Here is a 12312-nt window from a genome sequence, read left to right as displayed (position 1 = left end):
CTGTCTTTGAGACAAGCTAGGGAGACACCGGGATTAAGCATGTCTTTTGGATTATAGGGGGAGATTATTTAAGCGGTTTCTTGTATGTTTCCTCAGCTAAAAAGGCTAATACCAAAAAGGTTAAAGCGGCGCCGGCAATGAGGTAATAGGTAGGGGCCAGGTTATCTCCTGTGGCGGAAATTAACCAGGTAGCTACGAAGGGAGCTGTGCCGCCAAATACCGCAACGGCGAAATTGTAACCGACACCAATCGCACTGCAACGAACATGGGTAGGAAATATTTCGGGAATAAATACTGTCGCCCCTCCACAAATCAACGCCTGCAGCAAAGCCAGGACCATCATTACAAAGAATAATACCCCGGCCGTTTGTACGGTGCTCATAAGGTAAAATAGAGGGTATGACAACACAATAAACCCTGCCGCTGCTGTCATCATTACCGGTTTGCGGCCAATCCTGTCTGCCAGCATGCCGGCAAAAGGAATCGCAATCATAAAGATAATCAACAACACCGTATTAAAAGACATACCGATCCATAAAGGATATTTAAGCACTTTCGAGATATAAGTCGGCATATAAGCCATAGTTACCCAATAAGAAATTGTCCAGCCAATAACAACCCCGACGTTCACAATTGTTTCCCGCCGGTATTTTTTAAGAAGTTCTATGACCGGCATGTTAGCTACGGCCTGTGCCTGCTCCATTTCTTTGTATTTGGGCGTCTCTTCCACATTGGAACGAACGTACATGCCAAACAGGGCGATTAACAAACCGCTCCAGAAAGGTATTCTCCAGCCCCAGGCGTGTAGCGCTTCGGTTGATAAAACAGAAGTTAATATCGTCCCTAGCGCCGACCCCAACAGCAACCCTACGGCAATACTGAATTGAGACCAGCTGACAATAAAGCCACGGTTATGTTCATTTCCATATTCAGCCAAAAAAGACATGCAGCTGCCCCATTCACCACCTGTTGAAATTCCTTGAATCAGTCTAAAAACAGCTAACAAAATCGGTGCCCACACACCAATCTGGGCATAGGTTGGTAAACAGCCAATGGCAAAGGTACTGGCTCCCATCAAAATAACCGTCACTGCCAGCGCTTTGCGCCGGCCTGCCTTATCCGCATAATGGCCGAAGATGAGTCCACCCAGCGGCCTCATTACGAAACCCACGCCAAACACAATGAACGTAAGCATCAGTGAGGTTAATGGATCTTTTGACGGAAAAAACAAGGAGGAAATGATGGCTGCGAAATAACCATACAAGCCGTAGTCGAACCACTCCAGCGCATTGCCGATAGATCCGGCCAGCACAGCCCTGGCCATGCTTTGTTTGGGTGCGGTCTGATTTGAAGTTTGGTAAGAGACTTCCATATCGATTCCCCTTTCTTAACTCATCTTAACGGATTATTTTCTTTCCTGCAGGCTAGTGCCTCATCCGGCGGGAACATGAAGTATATCACCGGCCTTTTTGCCGCCATGCTTTGTTGTCGTCGCCTTACATATGTCCGATATGCGCGGCTCCTCCGCCGCGCCTGACGGCAAAAATTCTCGGTGCTATACTCCATAACCCAGCCGGATGAAGCACTACAAAGTCAGCGAGGCAATATCCCGGGGATACTTGGTTAATATTGTGTTGCCGCTATTTTGAACGAGAATTGTATCAGAACAGCGAAATCCGCCAATTTCCGGAATATACAAGGCCGGCTGGATAACCAGAATCATGTTTTCCTCTATTCGTTCCTGGCTGTCAAAGCGTAAATAGGGTGCCTCGGCCATACTAATGCCAAAGCCATGACCTACCCGGTGAATAAAATATTTTGCTACCCCTGCTTGGGCAAAGAGGTCACGCACTCGCTCTTCAATTTTGCAGGCTGGAATTCCCGGACGTACGGTTTCCAGCGCCGCCTCTTGCGCCGCCAGCACCAGCGAGTAATATTTTCGCTGCTCATTTGCGAGTCTCTCCAAAAATATCGTCCTGTCACATTGGGCACGGTAGCCATTCACCGCCACCTGCCGGCAAAGAACAACCCCGTCGCCAGGCTGCAATATCCGGCCACCCGTATGGACGTGGGGCATAGCTGTTCTGGCAGCACCTGACTGCGTCATGGTAAAACACTTTAAACCGGCACCGGACAACCGGCTTTCAACCTCCCGGGTAAGCGACATAATTCCCTGCTGCTCAACAAAAAGTTCCGTCATGCCAGGCTTGATAGCGTCCAACGTAGCGCTTATGCAGAAATCCGCAAAATGCGCCGCTGTACTAATTGCTGTTTGCTCATCTATTTCTTTAATGGACCGCGCCGCGCCTAGGATGCCACTGACATCTTCCGTTTGTACACCATACTGTTTAAGCGTCTGCAAATCTGCTACAGGTAATTTCTGATAATCAACCCCCAGCACACCCCTGAACGGCTCCTCCTTGAGAATCCTGATCAGGCAGGCATACAGGCTTAAGCAGGCAGGATGGTATTCCGGCTGTTCATAATACAGGGCAAAATCAGAAACATTACTCCCCGCTTTAGCGCCTGCTCCAGCCAGTGCAGGCACAATCAGCACGGTTTTCCTGCTGCTCATAAATAAACCGACAGAACGGGAGTTGATAACTGCCTCATAGCCTGTCAAATAAAAAATAGTGTCCGGGTCCTGGATAAATACTCCGTGCACGGTTTGACCCGCCGCCGCCAGTATTCTCTCTCTTCGCAACAGATAATTCATATATACCGAGCCTCTCTCAAGTTAGTTATGCAAATGGTTGATCCTTGGTTTCGCGATATAAAAAGATCACTGCCAGCAGGGTAATCACCATAACACCGCACATATATAGCGGTACAGCCATCACGCTGCCTGTTACATTGATCAGCCAGGTAACCGCCGCCATGGCCGTTCCCGCAAAAATAGCGCTGGAAAGCTGATAAGCAATGGAAAAGCCGCTGCAACGCACACTGGTAGGAAACAGCTCCGATAAGGCTACCGTGTTACTTCCCTGGAATAAGGCAAAGATAAACGCCAGAGCAAATACAATGCTGGCCATTTCCCCGTAGGAGCCGGCCTTGGCCAGCAGCATAAACAACGGATAACCGCCGATAACAATTCCGGCTGAGCCAATGAGCATCAACGGTTTCCGGCCAAACCGGTCGGCTAAATAGCCTGATATAGGCAAGCCAATCATATAGGCCATAAGGGTGATGATGGTAAGGGTGAAACCGGTTGTAAGCGATAATTTCAGGAACCGTGAAATATAGGTGGACATAAAATTCAGAACCAGCCAATACGTTACATTAGCTCCACTCATAAGTAAAAAGACAGTCACCATTTGTTTTTTGTAACCCTGAAAGGCTTCCTTAATCGGTTTGTTAGTCCCGGCAGTCTCGATGTGCTCCTGAAACAGAGGTGTTTCTTCCACCGATTTGCGGATATAATAGCCGATTATTGCCACAAAAATCCCTAAGCCAAAAGCAAGCCGCCAACCCCATGCATATACTTCATCCTGGGTTAACCATGAACTTAGCACAGTCCCCACCAACGCCCCCAGCAAAAGGCCTATCGCCGATCCCACCTGGGAAAAGCTAACAATAAAAGCACGATTATGCGGTTTAGCGTATTCAGCCAAAAACGACACACAGCTTCCCCACTCCCCGCCGGCAGCCACTCCCTGCACCAAGCGCATAGCTGTCAAAATTAGCGGAGCTGCCAGACCGATTTGAGCGTAACCCGGCAAAACACCCATAATAAAAGTACTGCAGCCCATCAGGATTACGGTAGCCGCCAATATGTTTTTGCGGCCAAGCTTATCAGCGTAGTGGCCAAAAATAAATCCGCCAAGCGGACGTGCACAAAAGCCCAGACCAAATACCATAAACGAAAGCATTAGACTGACCAAAGCATCCTGAGCAGGAAAAAAATTTATCGAGATTGCGGTGGCAAAAAAACCGTATAGTGCGTAATCAAACCACTCCAAAATATTGCCGATAAGTCCTGCCAACAGTGCCCTGGTTACACTCGTTTTGCGAGCTATCACTGCCGGTGTGGCCATTTTCTAAATCTCCTTTCTCTCTCCTTAGCGGATAACGACTCCGTCTTTTAGCACCATGGCAATCTTATCTCTAAAGTTTAAATCCTCTAACGGATTAGCAGTCAATAATAACAAATCGGCTTTCATACCTGTTTCAACACAGCCCACGGCAGCCAGCCCCAGTGCTTCTGCCGCATTTATTGTGGCTGCCTGCAATACGGCCAGCTTGCTCATTCCGAGTTCATGCATGACCATAAGCTCGTCAAAATACATCGCTTCAGGCAAGCGCGGTGAATAACCGTCTGTGCCAGCGGCAATTTTCACACCCTTTTCCACTGCCTGGCGAAAGTTCTTAAAATGAGCCGTATGCAATTGCTGCGCCTTAGCAACGGCATAGGCCGGCGTGCCAGTATTTCCGGCTTCCGCCAAACGTTTAAATACCATTAGCGTCGGCACCAGATAAGTTCCCTGGCTGATAAAAATATCCCAGGCTGCCGCGTTAGCCAGATTACCGTGTTCAATAGTATCAACGCCAGCTTTTAGGGCATTTAAAATGCCGGAAATCCCTTCAGCGTGTGCAGCCACTTTAACATTACGCTTATGAGCTTCTTCCACCGCCACAACCATCTCTTCCACGGTTAATTGCGGCGATGCCGGTTCCTCACCTTCTGTGTAAACTCCGCCGGAAGCCATGACTTTTATTACATCGACTCCCTTTTTCAATAGCGTTCTTACCGATTTTCTCACTTCATCCACGCCGTCTGATTCCAGCCCGATAGTATACACATGACCGCCTGTCATGCAAATAGGCGGACCGGAAATAAGCAAATTCGGCCCGGCAATTAACCCTCTGCGAATGGCTTCGCGAACAGCAAACCCCACATTTCTCGGTGATCCGGTATCCCGGACGGTAGTGATACCCAGTGCTAAGGTTTCTTTAGCATGTTTAGCCATTTGCAAAGCCATCAGTTCATCATCCATCTGCATGATAGCGGCATTAGGATCATCACTGCCATCCCAAACAAGATGTACGTGGCAGTCAATTAACCCCGGCAGAACATACATGCCCTGAGCATCGATAACAGGTTCCGCATTCACCGGCGGACACTGGCTCTGATAAATTCCCGTCACTGTTCCTTGTTCAATCAATAACTGAGCCTTTGAGATCAGACTGCCGGACTTCACATCGACGATAGTTGCATTTTTGATCAGCATACTTTAACCTCCCGCTAAGAATTGGTTACTCACTTCTTACTAAAATGCAAAAAGCGTGCCAAAAATCAGCACGCTTAATTGCAATAAAATGTTATGATTTGCGCATAAATGTATCCCGCCCAAATACACAAGACGTAATATTTTCTTTTCATTACGAATAATGCAAGAAAAAATTGTAATATGTGCAAAAATTGCACTATCCACTTCGTAAAGCCAGCTTTTCCAAACGATAATAAACGGTGCGGCGAGAAATACCCAAATAGCTGGCGGCTAGCGTTTTGTTGCCGCCATGCATTTCAACTGCTTCCCTGATAATATTATCGACAAAGGTTTCCAGGGGAAACCGGTCGGAAGGCAAAATAAAATCATCCACTTGCAATACTTTCGTTTCCTGTTGTTTAACCAGGGTACCGTCTCCCCGAAAGGGTCCCAGCATGGCAAGATGCCGGGCAGACAATTCCCGGTCGTCATGCAGGGCAACGATCCACTCAATGACATTGCGCAATTCTCTTACATTTCCCGGCCAATCATAGGCCGAAAGTATTTCTTGCGCTTCATCACTGATTTCGCAGAATTTCTTCCTTTTTGCACTGGAAAATTCCTGCAGAAACAATCTTGCCAGCGGAATAATTTCTTCTTTGCGCATTCTGAGCGGCGGTACAAATACATGACCAACTTTCAAACGGTAGTAGAGATCTTTACGAAAAGTTCCCTCTTCCACCCGCCGGGCTAAATCTACGTTGGTAGCGCAAATAATGCGTACATCGGTTTTGATTTTTTCTAAGCCGCCAACGCGAAAAAATTCTTTTTCCTGAATAACCCGCAATAGTTTTGATTGAAGTTCCAGAGGCAATTCGGTAATTTCATCAAGAAAGAGGGTGCCGCCCCTGGCTAAATCGAATTTACCCTTTTGCCCCTTATGGACTGCACCGGTAAAAGCCCCTGCCACATAACCAAATAATTCACTTTCAAACAACCCTGCCGGAATGGCCGCACAGTTCAAATCAACAAACGGACGCGAATCATGGCGCCGATCTCCGAAATGAATGTTTTTTGCCACTAATTCTTTGCCTGTTCCCGTTTCCCCTTCGATTAACACGGGTAAATCACGGTTCTCATGATATTTCTGACCTAACGCAATAATTTGCCGCATCGTATCGGAGAAAATACCAATCCTGGCTATCCCCATTGCCTGTGCCAGCATTTTTTGCACTTTCGACAATTCTTGTTCCCGCTGGACCAGTTCTTGTTTAACATCATTATACTGTTGCGCATTGACCAGAACCAGTGAGGCTAACTCTGCAAAGCGACTAAGCATTTCTACCTGACCGCTATCAAAAAATCGGGCTTTCTCCTTATATGCTAACCCAATTACGCCAATTACTTTTTCCTGATGCAGCAAAGGCACCACCAGGGCTGCTTGAATCACTTGAAAAAACGGATTTCTTACTCTGCCTTCCCAGTCACCATACCGGTTTAAAAACATCGGCTTGCCCTGGTCCCAGACAACCCCGACCATCCCTTCCCCTCTGCGGACAGTGAAACGGAAGTTTTGGAAACTGCCAATTCCAAGGATTAATTCCATGATATTCTCCTGAGGTTTAACCAGATAAATATAGGCATGCTCAGTGGCCACCAGTCCGGCCGCCTGATTAATAATAGCCGTAAGTAAATCATTCATTTCCAAGCGGTTAATTAATCCAAGCATAGTTTCATAAAGAGGCAGCAAATAGTTATTATTGGTATTTAACTCGTTGGTCTCCCCGCTCATAATCGTTTCACCTCACAAAAATAAAGGCACCCGAAAAAATTCATTTTACGAGCGCCTTTGTCGTATAAGCAAATATTCTACATACCGATATATTCTGGTTTTATTATATCGCAAGATATGAGAGAGTAAAACAACATTTTATGATGCTTTCCATTTATACTTCATCTTTAAGATGATTTATTTTGCAAATTTTATATTGGTTGCTATGCTGTGTCCTGATCCACGGTTTGTTCCGCGGGAGGTGACGGTGATCGTGTTAGCAGCATCCAGATACGTTGGCGGTATTTTGTAAATGATCAAGAGACTGGGCAGCCCCCTTGCCGCGTCTATATCGGATACATTCAAAAAAAGCGCAAAAATCCTGCAATTTTTTTAATAAATTGCAGGATTTTCAACTAATTAAGTTACCGGATAATGAATTGGAAATGCCCCTTAGAAAAAGATGCGGATTATGACAAATCCGGATGTAACGCCGGCGATTGTCGCAACCAGACCCGGAATCATATAACTATGATTGATTACATATTTGCCGATCTTGGTTGTGCCGGTCCGGTCAAAGGCAACGCCGGCCAGCAAAACACCCGTACTTGGAATAATAAAATAGCCGCATACTGCCGGAAACATTGCCGCTATGGTCAGTCCGGAAACCCCCAGCGCAATCCCCAAAGGCACTAAGGCCGCTACGGTAGCGCCCTGACTGTGGGTAATCGCGGAGGCCACAAACAGCGCAAAAGCGAACAACAATGGCTGGGCCTTTACCACTTCCTGTACTGAATGTTTAATAATATCCATATTGCTGGCCAGCAAGGTGTCGCTCATCCAGGCCAAACCAAATACACTGACTACACCCAGCATCCCGTTTTTAAAAACAGCTCCTGAGATGATTTTATTCACATCGACTTTGCACGTTACCACCATTAATGCCGCAACAGACAGCATAACAATTTCAATGGCATTCGTCATATCCAGTTTGCTCACTTTACCGGCAGCATTCACAACATCAGGTCGCAGCCAGGTGAAAGTGCCTAACAAAACAACGAGGAGTGCGCCAATCAGGAAGATAACCACCGATAATTTTGCCTCTTTTTTATTGGCAATCTCCGCTTGTTCCTGGGCGGTTAATACCGGGATCAGCCCTTTTTCCATTTTTTCAAGATACACCGGATCGTCTTCCAGTTCCCTGCCCATCCGGTTCACGACCAGGGCCCCCGCCATAATACCGATGAGTGTCGCCGGTATGGCAATTGCCATGATTTGCGTTAAGGTAATACCCTGTGGCGCCAGCATACTCGCCAACGCCACCGTCGCCGCGGATATTGGCGAAGCAACCACGGCATGCTGAGAAGCTATGACGGCGATCGAAATTGGTCTTTCCGGACGGATTTTGGCCTCGCGGGCCACTTCGGCAATGACCGGCAGAACATTGTATAAAACATTCCCGGTGCCGGACATGAAGGTAAACACCCAGGCGATTAGCGGGGAAAAGAAAGTAATTCTGCTGGGATGTTTTCGCAACAATTCCTCTGCTTTTCTAATAAGCACCTGCATGCCGCCGGCAGCTTCCAGGGTACTGGCGGCAATAACAACCGACAGGATGATCAGCATGACGGCAATCGGCGGTGAAGCCGGAGCAAGTTTAAAAGCAAACACTAATACCGCTAACCCAACGCCCCCGGCCATACCAAAAAATATTCCACCGTACTGGGCCCCAATAAGCATGACGATAAGTACAATGGCAAACTCCAGAAAGAACATAGACGGTTCCACCTCCAATATTAATTAGGGCCTGACAAAGCCTGCGCCGCCGCGTGCTGTCAGTTGGCTAAAATATCATTAACCTTGGCTTTAAGTGCGGCTTTGGCCAGGGCGATTCTTTCCGTCCGAGCGGCTAATTCTTTCTGGTCACGTTCCAGCAACACCGCCAGCTTAATCAGCTGGGTTTCAACTTCCCCGGGAGCAGGGCCGCCGGCAACATCTTTGGCGCGGGCGTTCAATACCGGATTCAGCGCATTGGCGATTTGTTCATTGGTGAGGGTGGTTTTCAGCCCCAGGGATTTTTGGGCAATCTCACCTAAAATCTCGGCATTGATATCTTCCGAGGACTTTTTGTGTTCCAGCATATAGGCAACAATTTCTGCGACAACTTCATGGGCGGCTCTAAAAGAAATACCGTCATAGCGGACTAAATAATTCGCAAGTTCCGTTACGGTGCAAAAATTATTCTTCGCCCGCTCCAGCATGAGTTCTTTATTGACCTTAATTGTTTTGATGGTAACCGTCGCCAGTTGGACAGCCGCCTCGACTTCTTTTAACGCCGGATAGTAGTAACTCACAGATTCACAGCTGATATCCCGGGCATGAGTAAACGGCGTATTTTTCAGGGCGCTAAAAGCCGAAACAAAAAAGGCTTCCACATGCGCTGCTTTGGCTTTGATATGTTCTAAGGTCATGGGATTTTTTTTCTGCGGCATAATGCTGCTGCAGACAGCTACCGAGCCGCCAACTTCAATATAACCGTACTCCGGAGTGGACCAAAGATACAGGTCATGCGCCATACGGCTGAGATTGTTCATCATGATGCCCAAGGCTGCCTCAATTTCCAGAACATAATCCCGGGAGGCAACGCCGTCCAGCGAATTACCCATATAGTCATCAAAGCCCAAAAGTTTAGCCGTTGTTGTGCGGTTAATCTTAAAGGAGGTTGATGCCATTGCACCTGAGCCAAGCGGACAAATATTTAGCCGGCTATAAGCATTGATAATACGCTGATAATCCCGGTCCAGTGCGTACAGTATTGCCGCAAAATAGTGCCCCATGGTAATCGGTTCCGAGGGTTGCAAATGGGTATAGCCGGACATGACAACATCGGCATGTTCTTGGGCGAAAGCCAGTAATGCTTCCCTTAACCGGTTAACCATACTGCAAAGTTTCAGAAAATAATCCCGGCTGTCCATCCTGATAATGGTGGCAATCATATCATTGCGGCTGCGTCCGGTATGCTGCTGCCCGCCTGCATCCAAACCGACTGTCTTGATCAGATAAGCTTCCATATTGAAATATAAATCTTCCAGATTATAATTGATCTCAAAGTCCGGCTTGCCGGCCAAGTCCATTTCTTTGGTCACAGACAGTATTTTTTTGCAGACATCACGGGTAATAATTTTTTCTTCCATCAACATGATGACATGAGCCGCATTAACCGCTAAAATAGTGGCATACGACCTTTCCAGGTCATTGCTGATGCCCGGTTTGAACAAGTAGTCAATGATTTCGGGCGCCGGCTGTTCTTTAATTCGTTCTCTCATCGTACCAGTCTCCTTATAATATTTTAGAAAGTCCTAAATCAGCTTTGTCTGGATACTGATTTAGTACCATTCTTTGCCAATAATAATTATTAAAAAAAGCCGTTATTTTGCTCTGGCAGGCAAAATAACGGCTTTGTTAATGTACAGCCCAGTTGGTATCCTATATTTTTTTGTTGCATCAGATTACTGTCAGTATAATTACTAAATCATTTTATATGTACGTATGTTAATATGTCCGTACATATTCATTAAATAAATTATAACATACATTTTTTGTCTGTCAATTATATTTTTATTGACATATATTTTTATAAACAGGCGCCAATAATAAGCCGGCTATTTCGTATGGTTTAAGGAGAGTTTATAGCGATCTCCACGAAAAACACTCACCGTGACCACAAAAGGATTATCGTGCTGATTCATGCCTATTTTTATAATTTTTAGCGCCGGCTGATCCTGGATTGCCTGTAACCATGACGCCTCGTAAGAATTCAATAAAACGGGCTCGACATAGGAAACAAATTTGGAGATGGTTACCCCGAAATGGGCAGCAAGTAAATCAAATATCCGTTCTTCCAGGTTGGCCTGCAGCAAATCAGGAAAAGTATCGCTCGGTAAATACAATGTTTCCACCGCAGCCGGTTCCTCATTAAACAGCCTTACACGGATAATTTCGTAGACCTTCATGCCGGGCCCGGTCTGTAACTGTTTGGCAACCCAGGAAGGAGGGTCAATAATCTGGCTGCTCATTGGGACATGCTTGGTGCCAAATTCTTCAGGATAATAAAAATTTATCGTTAAATCTCCGGCCAGCTTAGGTCTTGAAACAAAGGTTCCTACTCCTTTTTTCCGGATTAAAATTCCTTCCCGGACTAAATCCAGAACCGCCTGACGTACCGTGGCCCGACTTACTTGATACGCCTCGACAAGCTGCATTTCATTCGGAATCTGCTCGCCGGCAGACCATATACCGGCTTCGATCTTATCCCGGATGATTTTCTTTAACTGATAATATAGCGGGATACCTTTATCACCATTTAACAGCACTTGTTATTTCCTTCCTCTCAGCGGCGGTTTTACAGCCCAAACCTCGCGCAAAACCACTTTCAGTCCGGTAAAAAGTCCGATTCCAATTTGGCGGTTGCCGCCAATACCAGGATACCTTTTTATATTCGGCCAACGGTTTCATTATAATATAAACAGGCAAAAAAACAAATCCCTGCACGCCGGCTTCCAGGCGACTCACAAGGCGACTCACAGGGACGGTTCTCTTGATGCAAGAAGTTGTTACCTTTTTTACTACAGGGAAAAGGTTCCGATTACTCCTGTGTAGCTTCCCCTTCGTCATCCTCCTCACCAGTATCAACAGTCAAAAAATCAGTAATCAGACAGCACACATCCCCCTTAGCATCCATTCCCCAAAAGGTTGGATAAGCCCCATCGCCGAAACCGCTGGAAAAAGCCGCTATATTGCAATCAGAATCAGGAAGCACTACATTCGCAGTAGAATAGGTATGTACATAACTGTCATCCAAAGCCTTTTCCAAATCAGGCCACATTCCATCCTCAAAACCTGCCGCTAGCTTTTGGAGAGCCTTACAAGCACACTCGTCCATAAAGCCGCCTGTCCCACTGTCAACACCATAGCCAAAAAATTCATCATCACCCAACGCTGCTGCCGCTTGCCCCGCAATAAGCGCAAGCTCAAAATGCGCTGGCAATTCCTTGGTGAAACGGATTTCTGCAAAAGCCACTCTTTTGTCGGTATCAATATGGTGAATGTACAATATCACCGGATAGCGGCCTGCCGCTACTGCTCTGGCAAAAGGCTGAGTTTCAAAAAGAATAAGCGGGTCATTTGCCACAATCTTACCTGTAGGAAGATAGATTTCACCCAAAGGCTGTTCTTTGATATATTCATCCCATTTACTGTTTTTGAAAAACTCTACAGTATGACCTGTACGTAACGCTTTCATTAATTCGAATTCAGTATCCATGATGTTGCCCC

General features: G+C 46.5%; 9 protein-coding genes. All 9 read right to left on the bottom strand.

From position 1 onward, the window contains the following. Window positions 1-64: 64 nt before the first annotated feature. The 9 genes from SATMO3_RS03095 to SATMO3_RS03055 all read right to left on the bottom strand — a co-directional run bounded on the left by SATMO3_RS03095 (window position 65) and on the right by SATMO3_RS03055 (window position 12301). Entirely contained in the window at window positions 65-1372 is a 1308-nt protein-coding gene (locus SATMO3_RS03095; protein ID WP_371377342.1) for an MFS transporter, read from the bottom strand. A gap of 213 nt (window positions 1373-1585) precedes the next feature. Further along, complete coding sequence (locus SATMO3_RS03090) at window positions 1586-2716, bottom strand: M24 family metallopeptidase (RefSeq protein ID WP_371377339.1); 1131 nt, start codon at window positions 2714-2716, stop codon at window positions 1586-1588. 25 nt (window positions 2717-2741) lie between these two features. Then, window positions 2742-4034: an MFS transporter gene (locus SATMO3_RS03085; protein ID WP_371377336.1), complete on the bottom strand. Its 1293-nt coding sequence runs from the start codon at window positions 4032-4034 to the stop codon at window positions 2742-2744. Between the two features lie 24 nt (window positions 4035-4058). Then, window positions 4059-5228 carry an amidohydrolase family protein gene (locus SATMO3_RS03080; RefSeq protein WP_371377334.1) on the bottom strand — a complete coding sequence of 390 codons (1170 nt, stop codon included), beginning with the start codon at window positions 5226-5228 and terminating at the stop codon, window positions 4059-4061. A 196-nt stretch (window positions 5229-5424) separates the two neighbouring features. Continuing rightward, complete coding sequence (locus tag SATMO3_RS03075; protein ID WP_371377331.1) at window positions 5425-6999, bottom strand: sigma 54-interacting transcriptional regulator; 1575 nt, start codon at window positions 6997-6999, stop codon at window positions 5425-5427. Window positions 7000-7431: 432 nt separating this feature from the next. After that, the gene (locus SATMO3_RS03070; protein WP_371377328.1) at window positions 7432-8754 is read right to left on the bottom strand and encodes an anaerobic C4-dicarboxylate transporter family protein; all 1323 of its coding nucleotides are present in this window, start codon (window positions 8752-8754) and stop codon (window positions 7432-7434) included. 59 nt (window positions 8755-8813) lie between these two features. Then, window positions 8814-10304, bottom strand: a complete 1491-nt coding sequence (gene argH, locus SATMO3_RS03065) for an argininosuccinate lyase (RefSeq protein ID WP_371377325.1) — start codon at window positions 10302-10304, stop codon at window positions 8814-8816. Between the two features lie 336 nt (window positions 10305-10640). Beyond that, entirely contained in the window at window positions 10641-11351 is a 711-nt protein-coding gene (locus tag SATMO3_RS03060; RefSeq protein WP_371377322.1) for a GntR family transcriptional regulator, read from the bottom strand. A gap of 272 nt (window positions 11352-11623) precedes the next feature. Beyond that, window positions 11624-12301: a DUF4241 domain-containing protein gene (locus SATMO3_RS03055; RefSeq protein ID WP_371377320.1), complete on the bottom strand. Its 678-nt coding sequence runs from the start codon at window positions 12299-12301 to the stop codon at window positions 11624-11626. Window positions 12302-12312: the final 11 nt, after the last annotated feature.

This window comes from Sporomusa aerivorans (genome assembly GCF_041428895.1).
Taxonomy (GTDB): domain Bacteria; phylum Bacillota; class Negativicutes; order Sporomusales; family Sporomusaceae; genus Sporomusa; species Sporomusa aerivorans.
The sequence above is the reverse complement of the archived record's forward strand: the minus strand, read 5'-3'. Positions and strand labels throughout refer to the sequence as shown.

Excerpts from the sequence above, each read along its gene's own strand:
- SATMO3_RS03095 (WP_371377342.1), bottom strand. The coding sequence starts at position 1,372 with ATGGAAGTCTCTTACCAAACTTCAAATCAGACCGCACCCAAACAAAGC.
- SATMO3_RS03090 (WP_371377339.1), bottom strand. The coding sequence starts at position 2,716 with ATGAATTATCTGTTGCGAAGAGAGAGAATACTGGCGGCGGCGGGTCAA.
- SATMO3_RS03085 (WP_371377336.1), bottom strand. The coding sequence starts at position 4,034 with ATGGCCACACCGGCAGTGATAGCTCGCAAAACGAGTGTAACCAGGGCA.
- SATMO3_RS03080 (WP_371377334.1), bottom strand. The coding sequence starts at position 5,228 with ATGCTGATCAAAAATGCAACTATCGTCGATGTGAAGTCCGGCAGTCTG.
- SATMO3_RS03075 (WP_371377331.1), bottom strand. The coding sequence starts at position 6,999 with ATGAGCGGGGAGACCAACGAGTTAAATACCAATAATAACTATTTGCTG.
- SATMO3_RS03070 (WP_371377328.1), bottom strand. The coding sequence starts at position 8,754 with ATGTTCTTTCTGGAGTTTGCCATTGTACTTATCGTCATGCTTATTGGG.
- argH (WP_371377325.1), bottom strand. The coding sequence starts at position 10,304 with ATGAGAGAACGAATTAAAGAACAGCCGGCGCCCGAAATCATTGACTAC.
- SATMO3_RS03055 (WP_371377320.1), bottom strand. The coding sequence starts at position 12,301 with ATGGATACTGAATTCGAATTAATGAAAGCGTTACGTACAGGTCATACT.